The sequence below is a fragment of the Pseudomonas sp. VE 267-6A genome (assembly GCF_024126555.1).
Lineage (GTDB): Bacteria > Pseudomonadota > Gammaproteobacteria > Pseudomonadales > Pseudomonadaceae > Aquipseudomonas > Aquipseudomonas palmensis.
Genome location: NZ_JAMYBY010000003.1, coordinates 273,836 through 289,587 on the forward strand (window position 1 = coordinate 273,836; position 15,752 = coordinate 289,587).

Consider the following 15,752-nt stretch of genomic DNA (forward strand, 5'->3'; position numbering starts at 1 on the left):
GTTGCCGGCGAAGCTTTTTACGTTCAGCGCCCCAGCAGGTGCGCCAGCCCATCGGCCAGCGGCGTCGGCTCGGGCAGGTCGAAGCGCGCCAGCAGCCGCGCATTGTCGGCCCGCGAATGACGGATATCACCCGCGCGCGCCGGCCCGTGATTGACCTCGGGCAACGGCCCTACCACCTTGCGCAGTGCCTCGAGCAACTGGTTCAGCGTGGTGGCGCGGTTCAGCCCCACGTTCACCGCCCCCTCCTGCACCTGCGTCTGTTCCAGCGCCTGCACCAGCACCGCCACCAGGTCGGCCACATACAGGAAGTCACGGGTCTGCTCGCCATCGCCAAACAGGTTGATCGGCGTGCCGTTGAGGGCGCGCTCGCAGAAGATGCTGATCACCCCCGAATACGGCGACGACGGGTCCTGGCGCGGCCCGAAGATATTGAAGAAGCGGAACACCACCGGCTCCAGCCCATGCTGGCGGCGATAGAAGTCCAGGTACTGCTCGCTGGCCAGCTTGTCCACCGCATAGGGGGTCAGCGGCGCCTTGGGCGTGTCCTCGTCGATGGCCTGGCCTTCACCGTTGTTGCCGTACACCGCGGCGCTGGAGGCAAACAGCACGCGCTTGATGCCGGCCACACGCATCGCTTCGCACACGTTCAGCGTGCCGATGAAGTTGCTCTGGTGGGTCCTGACCGGGTCTTCCACAGAGGCCTGCACCGAGGCCACCGCCGCCAGGTGCACCACGGCCTGGCAGCCCTCGGCGGCCCGGGCCACCAGGGCGGCATCGGCCACGTCGCCCTCGATCAGTTGCAGGCGCGGGTTGTCCAGCTGCAGGTTCAGGCGCCGGCCGGTAGACAGGTCGTCGAGCACACGCACTGCGTACCCCTTGGCCAGCAGCGCGTCGCTCAGGTGGGAGCCGATGAAGCCGGCCCCCCCGGTAATCAGGATAGGAGCATCAGCCATGACGATAGAACCGGTCCAGTAGGGTCGGCAGGCCGGCGCGCCAGGCACGCGGCTTGATGCCGAAGGTGTGGAGGATTTTCTTGCAGGCCAGCACTGCGTGCTGGGGTTCTTCGCCAGCATCCGGGCGGGCGGCGTGGGCCTGCGCAGTGGGCGCTTCGACGGCCAGCTGACGCAGTTGCCCGGCTTCGCTGAGGATCGCCTGACCCAGCGCCAGCGGCGTGGTCGCCTCGTTGCCGGCGTAATGGTAGGTGCCCCACAGTGGCGCGCCACAGTCCAGTTGCTTGAGCACCGCCAGGATCACCCGCGCTGCATCGTCGACCGGGGTCGGGTTGCCACGCCGGTCGTCGGCCAGCAGCAGTTCCTGCGAGTGCTCGGCGCGAGTCAGAAAACGCCCCAGCACACCGTCGACGCTGTCGTCGAGCACCCAGCCAAAGCGCAGCAGCACGTGCTGCGGGCAGGTCGCGCGCACGCTCTGTTCGATGCGCCACAACGCCTGGCCACGTTGGCCGAGCGGTACCGGCTCGTCCTTTTCGCTATAGGCCGTGGCCCGCGAACCGTCGAATACCCGGTAGCTGGAGGGTTGCAGCAAGATGATGTTGTGGTGCTGGCACAGTTCGGCCAGGCGCTCGACCGCACGCTCCTGCGAAGCCAGGCGCTGCTCGCTCACCGATTCGGCCTGGAACCAGTCGAAGTAGTAGGCCAGATTGATCAGCGCATCGGGGCGGGTGTCATCGAGCAGCTGGGTCAGGCTCGCGGCATCCCAGCCCTGGTCAGGTGGGCGCGGCGCCAGAAAGCCGATATCTTCCTCGGCCCCGAGGCGAATCAGCGCTTGCCCAAGGGCATTTCCACCACCCAACAGCATCAGGCGCATTCGCATAGAGTCAGCAGGTCCGGTCAGATAAATTGAGGGAAAGCGGATATTTTGCGGCTTCCAGCAGGCGAAGTCCAACGCGGGGCCGACTGGCGCCAAAGTCTAGAGTGTGTCAGCGCAAAGTGTGACGGGTTCAACGTAGTTCAAGAAATAACCTGCGCGCCCACCAGAAATGCCCGACTGCATCTACTGTAAAAGCGTCAGCCTCGCTGGTTCATGTCGACTTGTCGACCCTTCACCCCGGGCAAGAGGACCGCTTCATGCCGATCAAGACGGCCGCACACGGACGTGAGCGTTGGCAATTCGACGAACCCAGCCCGGGCCGCGAGTGCCTGGTGGTCGAAACGTTCGACGGCTACAGCCAGGAAGGTCGCCTGCTGATCCCCGATATCGAGCACGCGCCGCCGCTGTTCATGCTCGGCGGCGCACGCAGCGACTTCACCCACCTCAACCCGCTGCTGTACCGCCTGCAGGCCCTGGGCATCGGCTCGCTGACCGGCAACCTGTCGGGGCACAGCCTGGCCAGCCTGCCGGGGGCCCGGGCGCCCTCGCTGCACACCAACCTGGCCGAGGCGCTGCGCTTCTTTCGCCACGTCGAGCATCGCTGCAACACCGTGATCGGCCACAGCCTGGGCGCAGCGCTGGCGCTGAAAGTGGCAGCGCACCATGCACGCCAGGTGAACAAGCTGGTGCTGCTGTGCCCGGCGGTCTATGCCGACAGCGCCTACGATGCACCCTTCGGCCCGGCCTTCACCCGCGCCATCAGCACCCCCCACGGGTTTCTCGACAGCGACAGCTACAAGTTCCTGCGCAGCTATCGCGGCCAGGTGCTGCTGGTGCTGGGACAATACGATGGCCTGCTGGCCGGCCACCACGGGCGAACCCCGGGCACGTCGGCAGGCCATGTGGAAATCGACGGCATGCTGCGCTACAGCCCGATCCCGGCCGAAGTCATCCAGGCGCTGAGCGACACCCTACCCCCCGGGCATTTCGAACAGCTGACCCTGCCCGACTGCGACCACGGCATCGCCGCCCACCTGCGCGCCCATCCCCCACAGGCCGGGGCCCTGGCGCAGCAGGTGGCGGCATTCATTCGCCGCTGAGCACGGCGCCCTTCACTCGATCTCGAACAGGCCGTTGCGAATCGGCCCGACGTTGAGCCGTGCGCGCACATCGTCATCGATGCGCGGGTCATCCGGGCGGTACAGCCGGACCTGGCGGTAGGCATTGATGCGGTTGATTTCCGGGCCCAGGTATTCCCACACCACGCGGGTACACGCCGGAGTGCGCCGGTCACCGCTGGAGACGCCGGTCTTGAGGCCGTTGAGCCGGGTGATGCGGCTCTTGAAGCTGGGAATCAGGATGGTCTGGCTCATCTCGTTGACCGTCAGCGATTCGTAGTCGATCAGAAACACCCGGTCCTGCAACTGAAAGGCCGCGCCCAGGTAGCGGCAGCGCACCCAGTCTTCGGCCTGCACGTCGGTGCTGCTGGAGCGCTCCTGGCGTTCCTGGCGCTCGAACAGGAACGTGCCGCGTTCTTCGCGCAGGTGCACCAGCGACAGCAGGATGCTGCCCGGCACCGACATGCAGTTGGAATACTCGAAGTAGTAGCCGCAGTAGCGCGACAGATTGCCCTCGTGCTCGCGCAGCGGGCGCAGCAGTTCCAGCAACGGGTCGGCCTGGGCCGGGCTGGCAAGCGCCGAGCTGCGCGCACCGATCAGGCGCGCGAACTGTTCCGGCGGCAGGCCCAGTTCGTAGTCCTCGACGCCGAAGAAGTCGCCGATGCGCTTGAGGTTGTACGCCGTCGGCTGGCTCTGCCCGCTCAGGTACTTGTTGAACTGCGCCCGGTTGATCGACAGCTGCCGGCAAACCTCGGAAATAGAGCGGTAATGGCTGCACGCCAGCTTGAGGTTGGGGCCCAGGTGTTGACTCATTGATCAGGTACCGATTGATGCGATAGGCGCCAGTTTAGCATCAGGTCGCATCAACTCAGAGCAACCCGCGAAATTGTAACGACGTTTGTCATGACCAACCATGCGCCCCCAGGCAAACGGCGCACGCCGTCAGCCACTGTCATTCAGAACAAGAACCGAGGTCACGCCATGCTCGAAGTGCTCAACGATTTCCTTTCGGGGAAGCTCCTTATCGTGCTTATCGTCGGACTGGGAAGCTATTTCACCCTGCGCTCGCGATTTGTGCAGTTTCGCCATTTCATCCATATGTTCGGCGTATTCAAGGAATCGTTGCGCGGCCAGGCGGGCCAGTTGAGTTCGTTCCAGGCACTGATGCTGAGCCTGGCCGGGCGCGTGGGTGCCGGCAACATCGCCGGTGTCGGTATCGCCGTGACCCTGGGCGGCCCGGGCGCGGTGTTCTGGATGTGGGTGACGGCGCTGGTGGGCATGTCCAGCAGCTTCTTCGAATGCACCCTGGCGCAGGTCTACAAGCGCGCCGACGGTGACGGCCTGTACCGCGGAGGCCCGGCCTACTACATCCTGCACGGCCTCAACCTGCGCGCCATGGCAGTGGTGTTCTCGGTGTTGCTGCTGGTGACCTACGGCTTCGCCTTCAACGGCCTGCAGTCGTACACCGTGACCCACTCGCTGCAGAACGCCTTCGGCTTCGCCCCGGAGCACACCGGGATTGCCCTGGCCGTGCTGCTGGCCATCGTGTTCCTGGGCGGGATCAAGCGCATCGCTTCGGTGTCCGACCTGCTGGTGCCGGTCAAGACCCTGGCCTACATCGGCGTTACCCTGTACGTGATCGGCAGCCAGATCGAACACGTGCCGGCCATGCTCGAAACCATCTTCAAGAGCGCCTTCGGCCTGGACCCTGCCTTCGGCGGCCTGCTGGGCAGTGCCATCGTGATGGGCGTCAAGCGTGGCGTGTTCGCCAACGAAGCGGGCCTTGGCAGTGCGCCCAACGTGGCCGCCGTGGCGGCAGTGAAACACCCGGGCGCCCAGGGCGTGGTGCAGGCATTCAGCGTGTTCCTCGATACCTTCGTGATCTGCACCTGCACCGCGCTGCTGATTCTGCTGTCGGGCTTCTACACCCCGGGCTTCGAAGGTGACGGCATCGTGCTGACCCAGAACTCGCTGGCTGCCGTGGTCGGTGACTGGGGTCGCCTGTTCGTCAGCGTGGCGCTGTCGCTGTTCGTGTTCACCTGCATCCTCTACAACTACTACCTGGGCGAAAACAGCCTGCAGTTTCTGACCCGCAACCGTGCGGTGCTGATGGTCTACCGTGCCCTGGTGCTGGCGCTGATCGTGTGGGGCTCGGTGCAGAACCTGTCGACCGTGTTCGCCTTCGCCGACATCACCATGACGTGCCTGGCCTTCGTCAACCTGATCGCCCTGGCGCTGCTGTTCAAGATCGGCCTGCGCGTGATGCGCGACTACGACGACCAGCGCAAGGCAGGCATCAAGCAGCCGGTATTCGACTCGGCCAGGTTCCCCGACCTGGACCTGGACACCCAGGCCTGGCCTGCTGTCCAGCCCGCTGAAAGCACACGCCCTGCCAGCGTGGGCGAAGCTCAAGCTCAAGCGCAACGCTGAGCAACCCTGTGCCGCCGCCCCGTTCGCGGGCGGCAGCCGATTCGCGATGCCCCTTTTCTCACCTGCCTGGAATGCTCACCATGCGCGCGGTCAAGAACCTTCTCGTCCTCTACACCGGCGGCACCATCGGCATGCTGCAAACGCCCCATGGCCTGGCGCCGGCCGGTGGCTTCGAGGCACGCATGCGCGCCTGGCTGGACACGCACCCGACGCCACCCCGGGTGCACTGGCGCCTGCAGGAGATGTCACCGCTGCTCGACAGCGCCAACATGCAGCAGGCCAACTGGCTGGCCATGCAGGCGGCCATCGTCACAGCGGTGACGCGTGATGGCCACGACGCCATCCTGCTGCTGCACGGCACCGACACCCTGGCCTACAGCGCAGCAGCGTTGTCGTTCCTGCTGCTGGGGCTGGATGTGCCGGTAGTGCTCACCGGCTCGATGCTGCCGGCCGGCGCACCGCACAGCGACGCCTGGGACAACCTGCACGGCGCCCTGGCCCTGTTCGAAAGCGGCCTGCAAAGCGGCGTGCAGCTGTATTTCGCAGGCCAGCTGCTGCACGGCGCACGGGCCAGCAAACTGCGCAGCGAGGCCTTCGATGCGTTTGCCGCGCCGGCGCGCCACCGCGAAGGCAGCCGCGCCAGCGCGTTGCCCGCGGTACTCGGCTATGCCCAACCGCGGGTGCCGGTGAAACTGGCGGTGCTGCCGGTGTACCCCGGCTTGCAGGCCGAGCAGGTACAGGCACTGGTAGTGAGCGGCGTGCGCGGCCTGCTGCTTGAATGCTATGGCAGCGGCACCGGCCCATCGGAAGATGCAGCACTGATGCAGGCGTTGCAGAAGGCGCGCCAGGGGGGCGTGCTGATTGCCGCCATCAGCCAGTGCATCGAGGGCAGTGTGCTGTTCGATACCTACGCCGCCGGCAGCCGCCTGCGCGAGACCGGCCTGGTATCGGGCGGCGGCATGACCCGCGAGGCGGCGCTGGGCAAGCTGTTCGCCCTGCTGGGCGCGGGGCTGGACATCGACACCGCCGAGCACTGGTTCGCCCTGGACCTGTGCGGTGAACGGGTGGCCTGAGGCACTGCGAAAAATGGCGGAAGGCAGCCGGAGTCGAACCTGCCCGGGAACGGCTGCCGTCCCCAACCGGGTTTGAAGCCCGGCCGCGCCACCGGGCGCGATTGCCTTCCTTGAATTCAGTTGTCGCCCGGTTGAGCCAGGGCATTGTCGCGGCGAATGCGGCGCTGGTCGCCCAGGCGCCGGGTCAGGCCGATGCGATCGAAGTATTCCAGCACCTGGATGCTGCGCTTGCGCCCGATACCCAGCGCATCACGAAAAACCGTCACCTGCACCTCATCACCCGCCATGCGCAACAGCATAGCCGCCATTTGCCGCACTGTGGCCTCGGGATAGAACAGATCGCGCACCACCTGGTGCACCTGGCCCAGACGCGCCATCTTGCGCAGCAGCAGCCGTACCTCGGCTTCTTCGCTGCCGGTGGCGCGGGCCAGGTCGCGCACCCAGGGCGGATCGAAACGCGCCGCCAGCAGCAACGGTTGCACCTGTTGCCAGAGCGCCGTGTCGGCCTCGTTCAGGCGCGCCTGGTGCGTGGGCAGGTGCAGCCACGGGCCGCTGCTGGCAATCGCCTGCTCGCCCAGCAACTCGTCCACCAGGCTGATGAACGCCGGCCGCTCCAGTGCCAGGCTGGCGAAACGGCGCAGGCGGTCGCGGTCAGGGCCGAGCTGGTCGGGTTCGAGCTCGTGAAAGCGCGCCAGTTGCGCCAGCACCCGGGCCTTGAGCGCCTGCCATTGCGTCGTGTCGAACAGCAGCGGCCCCTGCCGCGTGGCCACCACCTGCACCTGCGCATCCAGCCGCCAGTGGTTGCGCAAGCGATTGAACTGGCGCTCCAGGCGCTGCGGGTCGAGCCCGCCCGTGCCTTGCGCAAGCAGCGCCGGCAAGGCCTTTTCCAGGCTGTCGGCCGCCGCCAGTGCCTGCAGCTGCGCCAGCCGCTGCGGGCTGCGGCGCTGGCGGGCCGGGGCGAATGGATCGAGTACGCGCCCGCCGCCAAGGGTGCGCTGGGCACTCTGGTCGCGCAGCACCACGGAGTCACCATGCACCGCCTGCACCGGCGCGTTGACCAGCAGCTGCGCGAACATGCGCGCCCCGGGCGCCAGCCGCTCGCCTTCCAGCAATGCGACGCGGGCGGTGACGTCCTGGGTGCCCAGGTGCAGGTGCACCGGGCTGAAATGCTCGAGTGCACGGGCTTCCCCGGCCAGCAGGTGCAGTTCGATATCCAGCCGCTGAGTAGGCGCATGCAGCCACTCGGCCAGCAGCCAGTCGCCGCGGTGGATATGCTCCAGCGCCAGCCGCTCGGCACTGATGTTCAGGGCCACGCGCTGCCCGGCGAAGGCCTGGGTCGCGACCTGGTTCTGCGCGTGCAGGCCGCGCACCCGCACCGGTTTGCCCGCCTTGCCCAGCACCAGGCTGTCGCCCACCTGAACCTGCCCGGACAACGCGGTGCCCGTGACCACGATACCGGCCCCGGCCACGCTGAAGGCCCGGTCGATGGCCAGGCGAAAAGCGCCACCCTGGCTACGCGGCTGCAGGGCGTGCTGCGCGGCGAGCAATGCCTGACGCAGTGCCTCGATACCCTGGCCGCTGACACTCGACACCGCGAACTGCGCCGCCCCGGCATACGGTCCCGGCGCAAGCAGCCCGCGCACCTGGGCCTGCACCGCCTGCACCCGCGCCGGCTCGACCCGGTCGCATTTGGTGATGGCCACCAGCGCCTGCGCGATGCCCAGCAGTTCGACGATGGCCAGGTGCTCGCGGGTCTGGGGCATCACCCCGTCGTCGGCCGCCACCACCAGCAGCACCAGGTCGATACCCTGGGCGCCGGCCAGCATGTTGTGGATAAACCGCTCGTGGCCCGGCACGTCGACAAAGCCGGTCAACGGCGCATCCGCCGCCAGCGCTGCATAACGGTAGCCAAGGTCGATGGTGATGCCGCGTTCGCGCTCTTCGCGCCGATGATCCCCGGCCTGGCCGGTGAGGGCTTCGAGCAGCGCGGTCTTGCCATGGTCGATGTGCCCGGCGGTGCCGACGATCACGTGGGCAGTACCGCCAGTTGCGTCAGCTGCGCCAGCCACGCGGGTTCGTCATCCAGCTGGCGCAGGTCGAGCCACAGCGCGTCGTCGTCCAGGCGCCCGAGCACCGGGATGGGCAACGCGCGCAAGGCCGCTTCCAGCGCCAGCAGGCTGCGACCGCGCAGGCGCTTGGACACCTGTGGGCGCATGCACAGCGCAGCACTGGGCAGGCGTGCCACCGGCTGGCTGCCGCTGCCGATCATGCCCAGTGCAGGCAGCGCGGCAACGCTCCACGACGCGCCCAACGCCTGTGCCATGCGCGGCGCCAGGCGTTCGGCCTGGGCCAGGATCTCGGCTTGCGGCCGGGTCAGCAGGCGCAGGCTGGGCAGGCGCTCGGCCAAACGGTCGGGGTCGCGGTACAGGCCCAGCACCGCTTCCAGCGCGGCGAGGGTCAACTTGTCGACCCGCAGGGCACGCTTGAGCGGGTTCTTCTTGATGCGCGCGATCAGCGCCTTGCTGCCCACGATGATCCCGGCCTGCGGACCGCCGAGCAGCTTGTCGCCGCTGAAGGTAACGATATCGGCGCCATCGGCCAGGGCCTGACGCACCGTGGGTTCGGCGGGCAGGCCCCAGCGGGTCAGGTCGATCAGGCTGCCGCTGCCCAGGTCTTCGAGCAGCGGCAGGCCGTGCTGGTGGGCCAGTTGCGCCAGCTCGGCGGTGGGCACATGGCTGGTGAAGCCTTCAATGCTGTAGTTGCTGCAATGCACGCGCATCAGCAGGCCGCTGCGCGGGTTGATTGCCGCTTCGTAGTCGCGGGCGTGGGTGCGATTGGTGGTGCCCACCTCGTGCAGCCTGACCCCGGCGCGGGCCATGATGTCGGGGATGCGGAATGCACCACCGATCTCGATCAGTTCGCCGCGCGAAATGATGCCCTCCTTGCGCGCGCCCAGGCTGTTGAGCGCCAGCAGCACGGCGGCGGCATTGTTGTTGACCACGGTCACGGCCTCGGCGCCGGTGAGCTCGCGGATCAGGCCTTCGATCAGGTCGTCACGGTCGCCGCGCTTGCCGCTGTCCAGGTCGAACTCGAGGTTGAGGGGGTGGCGCGCGGCAAGCTGGACAGCCTCGATGGCGGCTTCGGGCAGCAGCGCGCGGCCCAGGTTGGTGTGCAGCACGGTGCCGGTGAGGTTGAACACCCGGCGGATGTGGCTGCGGTGCCGGGCGGCGAGGCGTTCGTTGGTGCGGCCGGCGAGCACCTCGGGGGCCAGTTCGGCAGCGCCGAGCTGGCCGTGGCGGGCGGGCTCGCGCAGGTCATCGAGCAGTTGGCGCAAGGTGGCGAGCACGGCGTCGCGGCCGTAGCGGTCCACCAGGGGAACGCAGGCAGGGCTGCGCAGGAGGGTGTCGATGGAGGGTAGACGGTGGGTGCACTGAGTGACGTTGGAGGACATGCAAAAACGCTCCGGCCTATGTAGGAGCCGGCCTTGCCGGCGAATGGAACACCGCGCAGGGTCGGATCCCACAGTGTAGTGCGCCCTTCGCGCAAGGCCGGCCCTACAGGCCCGGGGCCAGCAACAGGTTCGGCGCCAGGCGCTGGTACCCCTCCTGATCCAGGCGCATGTCCAGTGCCAGGCTGGCCAGGTCTGCCGACAGGGCCTCCGATTGCGCATCGCTTTCAAGGTAGACCAGCTTCAGGTAACTGTGGCATTCGAGGCAGCATTCGGCCCGCAACGGCGCCTGCCCGGCGACATGGCGGTCATCCTCCAGGCTGAAGTACTGCAAGCCCTTGCTTTGCTCGCAATACACGCACTTGACCCGCACCGCATGCCATTCACAGGCACACAACGCACACACCAGGTAGCGCAGGCCGTTGTACTTGCCGCGGTGGCGGATTACCCCCGCCATCGCCGGCGAACCACATGCCGGGCACTGCCCCAGGCTGTCGCCGGGCTTGAGTTCGACGCCGGGCATGGCCAGCAGCCAATGGCTCCACGCCGCCTGCAGCGCGGCCCCCAGAAACGGCACCAGCGCCGCCGGCACCGCGCTGTACTGCCCGCCCAGCAGTGCCAGCGCCCACACCATGCGCTGCCCTGCCCCGGCCTCGCGCAATTGCGTCTGGGCCTGATGCGCCAGCGGCGAAGACGCCTCGTAGCGTTGCAACAGGGCATCCAGCCAGCCCTGCCAGGCGCCCTCGCGCACCAGGCTGTCGGCGGCCAGTGGCGCCAGGCCGTGGGTCACGCACAGCTGCAGGCGCTGCGGGTCGGGCATGGCCGCTGTCGGCGGGTTGTCCAGCAACCCCTGCTGCACGCGGCACAACCCGGCCACGAAGCGCAGGTAGTCGCCCAGCGCATGCCCCTCGGCCAGCAGGTCGAGGCGTTCGGCACGCAGCGCAAACAGCTGGGGCGGTGGCGGGTGCAGAAACGGCGGCGAACTGGCCGACGCCTGGATCTGATCGGGTTCCATCACGGTACTCAAGGCTTGGCTCCTTTGTGCGTGTCGGGCCGCTCGTCCCGAGTGACCTCCCGGTACCATAGCGCATGGTGCTTGCGCGCCCACGCGCGGCTGACCCAGCCATGCAGCATGGCGCTGACCGAGCCCTTGATCCAGATGCCGGCATAGATGTGCACGATGATGCTCAGCACCAGCACGAAGCCGGCCAGGGCATGCAGCAGGGTGGCCAGGCGAATGGTGTCGATACCGAAGTACGCGCTGAAGTAGGCACGCCAGATCACCACGCCACTCACCAGCAGCACCAGCATGCACGCCAGCAGGGTCCAGAACAGCAGCTTCTGCCCGGCGTTGTACTTGCCCACCGGTGGTACGCCCTCCTCCTCGTTGCGGATCACCCGGTCGACCCGGCGCAGCCACTGCCGGTCGGTGGCGGTGATGAAGTTGGCCCGCCAGAAGCGCAGCACCAGCCCCAGGAACAGCACGAACATCAGCACGCCCATGAACGGGTGCAGGATGCGTGTCCACGGCCCGCCGCCGAACAGGTGGCTGAGCCAGAACAGCGCCGGGTGAAACAGCGCCAGCCCCGACAGTGCCGCCATGAAGAACAGGATCGCCACCAGCCAGTGGTTGGTGCGCTCGTTGGCGGTGTAACGCAGTATCGGCTTGTGCTTCATGGCCGTTGCTCCCCTGGTGCGGTGGGCTTGCCCGGGTCATACACATGCACCGACGGGTCGACCTGATGCACGCTGGTGTCAGGATGCTCGTCATCCTCTTCCTCGACCCGCTGCGGGCCGATGCGTACGTAGTGGAAGAACCCGGCCAGCACCGCCGCACCCATGGCCAGCAGCGCCAGCGGTTTGCTCACGCCCTTCCACAGCCCGACCAGCGGGCTGATCACCGGGTTGTCGGGCAGCCCCGCGTACACGCGCGGCGTGTCGGCGTGGTGCAGCACGTACATCACATGGGTGCCACCCACGCCGTCCGGGTCGTACAGGCCGGCATGCTCGAAGCCCCGCGACTTGAGGTCGACGATGCGTTCGGCGGCGTGCTCCTGCATGTCGGTCTTGCTGCCGAACACGATGGCGCCGGTGGGACAGGTCTTCACGCAGGCCGGCTCCAGCCCCACGGCCACGCGGTCGGAACACAGGGTGCACTTGTAGGCCTTGTGGTCCTTCTGCGAGATGCGCGGGATGTTGAACGGGCAGCCGGTGATGCAGTAGCCGCAGCCGATGCAGTGGTCCTGGTTGAAGTCGACGATGCCGTTGGCGTGCTTGATGATCGCCCCCGGGCTGGGACAGGCCTTGAGGCAGCCGGGGTCGGCGCAGTGCATGCAGCCGTCCTTGCGGATCAGCCACTCCAGGTTGCCGTCGGCGGTCTCGTGCTCGGTGAAGCGCATCAGCGTCCAGCTTTCAGCACTGAGGTCCTGCGGGTTGTCATAGGTGCCGTGGTTGTGACCCACCTCGTCGCGCAGCTCGTTCCATTCCGAACACGCCACCTGGCAGGCCTTGCAGCCGATGCACTTGGTGGTGTCGATCAGCTTGGCGACCTGCTCCTGCTGGCGCACCGAGGGGGGCAGCGTGGTGGTGGCCGAACGGGCAATGATGTCTTGGCTGGCCATCAGATTTTCTCCACGTTGACCAGGAACGACTTCGATTCCGGGGTCTGTGTATTGCCATCGCCGAGGAACGGCACCAGGGTGTTGGTCAGGTAGCCATGCCGCGTCAGCCCGGTGAAGCCCCAGTGCAGCGGGATACCGACCTGGTGCACGGTCTGGTTGTTGACCTGCAGCGGACGAATCCGCTTGGTGACGACCGCCACCGCCTCGATATGCCCACGCTTGCAACTCACCCGCACCCGGTCGCCGGCCTGGATACCCTTCTGCTGCGCCAGCACTTCACCGATCTCGACGAACTGCTCGGGCTGGGCGATGGCGTTCAGGCGCGCATGCTTGCTCCAGAAGTGAAAGTGCTCGGTCAGCCGGTAGGTGGTGGCCGCGTAGGGGTAGTCCTTGGCCTGGCCGAGGGTGTCCCACACCGAGTCGAAGATGCGTCCGGCCGGGTTGCTGGTGGCCTTCTTGTTGGTGGGGTGCAGCGGGTTGATCCCGATCGGCGTCTCGAAGGGTTCGTAGTGCTCGGGGAACGGGCCTTCGGCCATCTTGTCGACGGCGAAGAACCGGGCCACCCCTTCGGGGTTCATGATGAACGGGTTCATGCCCGCCTCGGGGGGCACGTCGGCCTTGTAGTCCGGGGTGTCGGTGCCGGTCCAGGCCTTGCCGTTCCACCATACCAGGCGTTTTTTCGGGTCCCAGGGCTGGCCTTGCGGGGTGGCCGAGGCACGGTTGTAGAGGATTCGCCGGTTCATCGGCCAGGCCCAGGCCCAGCCCAGGTTCTGCTTCATGCCATACGGGTCGCTGTTGTCGCGCCGAGCCATCTGGTTGCCCTGCTCGGTCCAGCTGCCGCAGAAGATCCAGCAGCCGGACGCGGTACTGCCATCGTCCTTGAGCTGGGCGAACCCCGACAGTTGCTGGCCGCCCTTGAGCGCGGCGCCGGTGGCATCGACCTGATCGGTCACGGCCATGCCATTGAGCTCCCTGGCCAGCTCCTCGGGGGAGGGTTCATCGGCGACCTTGTACGGCCAACTGAGGTTGAGCAGCGGTTCGGCAAACGCGCCACCCTCGGCGCGGTAGCGTTCACGCAGGCGCAGGAACAGGTCGCTCATGATGCGCACGTCGGTTCGGGTTTCCCCCGGGCCGTCGGCGCCCTTCCAGTGCCACTGCAGCCAGCGGCTGCTGTTGACCAGCGAACCGTCCTCCTCGGCGAAGCAGGTGGTGGGCAGGCGGATGACCTCGGTGGCGATGTCGGCCGTGCTGACGTCGTTGTACGGCCCTGCGTTGCGCCAGAACTCCGAGGTTTCGGTGGCCAGCGGGTCCATCACCACCAGCCACTTGAGCTTGCTGAGCGCGGCAGTGACGCGGTTCTTGTCGGGCAGCGCGGCAATCGGGTTGAAGCCCTGGCACATGTAGCCGTGCACCTCGCCCCTGCCCATCATGTCGAACATCTTGAGCACGTCGTAGCCTGGGATGTCGAGCTTGGGCAGCCAGTCGTAGCCCCAGTGGTTCTCGGCAGTGGCGTTGGCGCCATACCAGGCCTTCATCAGACTGACGTGGAACTTGCCGTAGTTCTGCCAGTACGACAGCTGCCCTGGGCGCAGCGGCTTGAGGGTGCGTTTGGCGATGTAGCCGTCGTAGTCCTGCTCGGCATCACCGGGCAGGGTCAGGTAGCCCGGCAAGGAGTTGGACAGCAGGCCCAGGTCGGTCAGGCCCTGGATGTTGGAGTGCCCGCGCAGGGCGTTGACCCCGCCACCCGGCATGCCGACGTTGCCCAGCAGCAGTTGCACCATCGCCGCGCTGCGGATGATCTGCGCGCCGATCGAATGCTGGGTCCAGCCCAGGGCATAGAGGATGGTCATGGTCTTGCCGGGTGTGGAGCAGGTGGCGATCTCTTCCCAGATCTTCTGCATGCTGGCCTGGGGCATGCCGCAGGTCATGCTGGCGAGCTCCGGGGTGTAGCGGCTGTAGTGCTGCTTCATCAGCTGGTAGACGCAGCGCGGGTCCTGCAGGGTCGGGTCGACCTTGGCGAAACCGTCTTCACCCAGTTCGTAGCCCCAACCGGACTTGTCGGCATAGGTACGCTTGGCCGCATCGTAGCCACTGAACAGCCCGTCCTCGAAGCCGAAGCCGGCTTTGACGATGAACGACACGTCGGTGTAGTTGCGCACGTACTCGTGCTGGATCTGGTCAGTGCTGAGCAGATAGTTGATCAGGCCGCCCATGAAGGCGATGTCGCTGCCGGTGCGAATCGGCGCGTAGTAATCGGCCACCGAGGCGGTACGGGTAAACCGTGGGTCGACCACGATCAGCCGCGCCTGGTTGTGCACCTTGGCTTCGGTCACCCATTTGAAACCGCACGGGTGCGCTTCTGCTGCGTTGCCGCCCATCACCAGAATCAGGTTCGCGTTGGCGATATCGGTCCAGTGATTGGTCATGGCACCACGGCCGTACGTCGGGGCAAGACTTGCCACCGTCGGGCCGTGTCAGACACGCGCCTGGTTGTCGAACCCCAGCATGCCCAAACTGCGAATGACCTTGTGGGTCAGGTAGCCGGCTTCGCTGGAAGCCGCCGAGGCCGCGAGGAACCCGGTGCTGAGCCAGCGGTTGACGGTCTGGCCCTGGGCGTTCTTCTCGATGAAGTTGGCGTCGCGGTCGGCCTTGACCAGCTCGGCCACGCGGTCCATGGCCTCATCCCAGCTGACGCGCGTCCACTCGTTGCTGCCCGGCTTGCGTACCTGCGGGTACTGCAGGCGGCTGGGGCTGTGGATGAAGTCCAGCAGGCCTGCACCTTTGGGGCACAGGGTGCCGCGGTTGACCGGGTGATCGGCGTCGCCTTCGACGTGGATGATGCTCTGCGCCACGTTCTTGCCCGCATCGCCCTGGCTGTACAGGATCAGGCCGCAGCCGACCGAGCAGTAGGGGCAGGTGTTGCGGGTTTCCTTGGTGTGGGCCAGCTTGAAGTGGCGTATCTGTTCGGCGAAGGCCGGCGCGGGGGCCATGCCCAGCGCCGCCAGGCTCGAACCTCCAAGGCCGATGGCGGCGACCTTGAAAAATTGCCGACGGTTGAGATCCATCGTGCACTCCTGATCAGGTGGTGGACGCGCGGAGCATTGCCGGCGTCTCGTGAACAGTCACGGTGGCGGCCACTGGGTGGTCGTCAATATTCACTCTAGCCAAGATCGGGCCAAGCACCATTAAAACGGATTATCGATGCGTGCAACGGGTGCATAATCGCCAGCCTGAC

At 66.9% G+C, this 15,752-nt stretch carries 12 protein-coding genes and 1 tRNA gene; 3 read left to right on the forward strand and 10 right to left on the reverse strand.

Annotation, left to right across the window (positions count from 1 at the left end):
- Window positions 1-23: 23 nt before the first annotated feature.
- Together NJH59_RS04750 and NJH59_RS04755 are read right to left on the reverse strand one after the other, a co-directional pair.
- Window positions 24-953 carry an NAD-dependent epimerase/dehydratase family protein gene (locus NJH59_RS04750; protein ID WP_253086470.1) on the reverse strand — a complete coding sequence of 310 codons (930 nt, stop codon included), beginning with the start codon at window positions 951-953 and terminating at the stop codon, window positions 24-26.
- Window positions 946-1,830, reverse strand: a complete 885-nt coding sequence (locus NJH59_RS04755) for a sugar nucleotide-binding protein (RefSeq protein ID WP_253086471.1) — start codon at window positions 1,828-1,830, stop codon at window positions 946-948. Before NJH59_RS04755 ends, NJH59_RS04750 begins: the two co-directional genes overlap by 8 nt.
- Window positions 1,831-2,084: 254 nt before the next feature.
- On the opposite strand from NJH59_RS04755, the gene NJH59_RS04760 reads away from it, so the two are divergent.
- A complete protein-coding gene (locus NJH59_RS04760) occupies window positions 2,085-2,927 on the forward strand; it encodes an alpha/beta hydrolase (protein WP_253086472.1) in 843 nt (280 codons plus the stop codon).
- A gap of 12 nt (window positions 2,928-2,939) precedes the next feature.
- Here the strand turns inward: NJH59_RS04760 and NJH59_RS04765 are convergent, their stop codons facing one another.
- Complete coding sequence (locus tag NJH59_RS04765) at window positions 2,940-3,758, reverse strand: helix-turn-helix transcriptional regulator (protein WP_043861908.1); 819 nt, start codon at window positions 3,756-3,758, stop codon at window positions 2,940-2,942.
- 168 nt (window positions 3,759-3,926) lie between these two features.
- Between NJH59_RS04765 and NJH59_RS04770 the strand changes: the two genes are divergently transcribed.
- A complete protein-coding gene (locus NJH59_RS04770) occupies window positions 3,927-5,375 on the forward strand; it encodes a sodium:alanine symporter family protein (protein WP_253086482.1) in 1,449 nt (482 codons plus the stop codon).
- 80 nt (window positions 5,376-5,455) lie between these two features.
- Window positions 5,456-6,448, forward strand: a complete 993-nt coding sequence (locus NJH59_RS04775) for an asparaginase (protein ID WP_253086473.1) — start codon at window positions 5,456-5,458, stop codon at window positions 6,446-6,448.
- A gap of 14 nt (window positions 6,449-6,462) precedes the next feature.
- Here the strand turns inward: NJH59_RS04775 and NJH59_RS04780 are convergent.
- The 7 genes from NJH59_RS04780 to fdnG form a co-directional block, all read right to left on the reverse strand.
- Window positions 6,463-6,558, reverse strand: a tRNA-Sec gene (locus NJH59_RS04780).
- Between the two features lie 6 nt (window positions 6,559-6,564).
- Window positions 6,565-8,478: a selenocysteine-specific translation elongation factor gene (selB, locus tag NJH59_RS04785; protein WP_196932675.1), complete on the reverse strand. Its 1,914-nt coding sequence runs from the start codon at window positions 8,476-8,478 to the stop codon at window positions 6,565-6,567.
- Window positions 8,475-9,899, reverse strand: coding sequence for an L-seryl-tRNA(Sec) selenium transferase (gene selA, locus NJH59_RS04790; protein WP_054916432.1), 1,425 nt, complete (start codon window positions 9,897-9,899; stop codon window positions 8,475-8,477). Before selA ends, selB begins: the two co-directional genes overlap by 4 nt.
- Before the next feature lie 103 nt (window positions 9,900-10,002).
- On the reverse strand, window positions 10,003-10,923 hold the full coding sequence (gene fdhE / locus NJH59_RS04795; RefSeq protein WP_253086474.1) for a formate dehydrogenase accessory protein FdhE: 921 nt from the start codon (window positions 10,921-10,923) through the stop codon (window positions 10,003-10,005).
- Window positions 10,920-11,573 carry a formate dehydrogenase subunit gamma gene (locus tag NJH59_RS04800; RefSeq protein WP_088514373.1) on the reverse strand — a complete coding sequence of 218 codons (654 nt, stop codon included), beginning with the start codon at window positions 11,571-11,573 and terminating at the stop codon, window positions 10,920-10,922. Before NJH59_RS04800 ends, fdhE begins: the two co-directional genes overlap by 4 nt.
- The gene (gene fdxH / locus NJH59_RS04805; protein ID WP_043861915.1) at window positions 11,570-12,517 is read right to left on the reverse strand and encodes a formate dehydrogenase subunit beta; all 948 of its coding nucleotides are present in this window, start codon (window positions 12,515-12,517) and stop codon (window positions 11,570-11,572) included. The genes NJH59_RS04800 and fdxH overlap by 4 nt, the downstream gene beginning before the upstream one ends.
- The gene (fdnG, locus tag NJH59_RS04810; RefSeq protein WP_253086475.1) at window positions 12,517-15,582 is read right to left on the reverse strand and encodes a formate dehydrogenase-N subunit alpha; all 3,066 of its coding nucleotides are present in this window, start codon (window positions 15,580-15,582) and stop codon (window positions 12,517-12,519) included. Before fdnG ends, fdxH begins: the two co-directional genes overlap by 1 nt.
- Window positions 15,583-15,752 lie beyond the last annotated feature (170 nt).

What these genes read in the sequence shown, in the direction of transcription:
- NJH59_RS04750 (WP_253086470.1), bottom strand. Translation starts at nt 953, where the DNA reads ATGGCTGATGCTCCTATCCTGATTACCGGGGGGGCCGGCTTCATCGGC.
- NJH59_RS04755 (WP_253086471.1), bottom strand. Translation starts at nt 1,830, where the DNA reads ATGCGAATGCGCCTGATGCTGTTGGGTGGTGGAAATGCCCTTGGGCAA.
- NJH59_RS04760 (WP_253086472.1), top strand. Translation starts at nt 2,085, where the DNA reads ATGCCGATCAAGACGGCCGCACACGGACGTGAGCGTTGGCAATTCGAC.
- NJH59_RS04765 (WP_043861908.1), bottom strand. Translation starts at nt 3,758, where the DNA reads ATGAGTCAACACCTGGGCCCCAACCTCAAGCTGGCGTGCAGCCATTAC.
- NJH59_RS04770 (WP_253086482.1), top strand. Translation starts at nt 3,927, where the DNA reads ATGCTCGAAGTGCTCAACGATTTCCTTTCGGGGAAGCTCCTTATCGTG.
- NJH59_RS04775 (WP_253086473.1), top strand. Translation starts at nt 5,456, where the DNA reads ATGCGCGCGGTCAAGAACCTTCTCGTCCTCTACACCGGCGGCACCATC.
- selA (WP_054916432.1), bottom strand. Translation starts at nt 9,899, where the DNA reads ATGTCCTCCAACGTCACTCAGTGCACCCACCGTCTACCCTCCATCGAC.
- NJH59_RS04800 (WP_088514373.1), bottom strand. Translation starts at nt 11,573, where the DNA reads ATGAAGCACAAGCCGATACTGCGTTACACCGCCAACGAGCGCACCAAC.
- fdxH (WP_043861915.1), bottom strand. Translation starts at nt 12,517, where the DNA reads ATGGCCAGCCAAGACATCATTGCCCGTTCGGCCACCACCACGCTGCCC.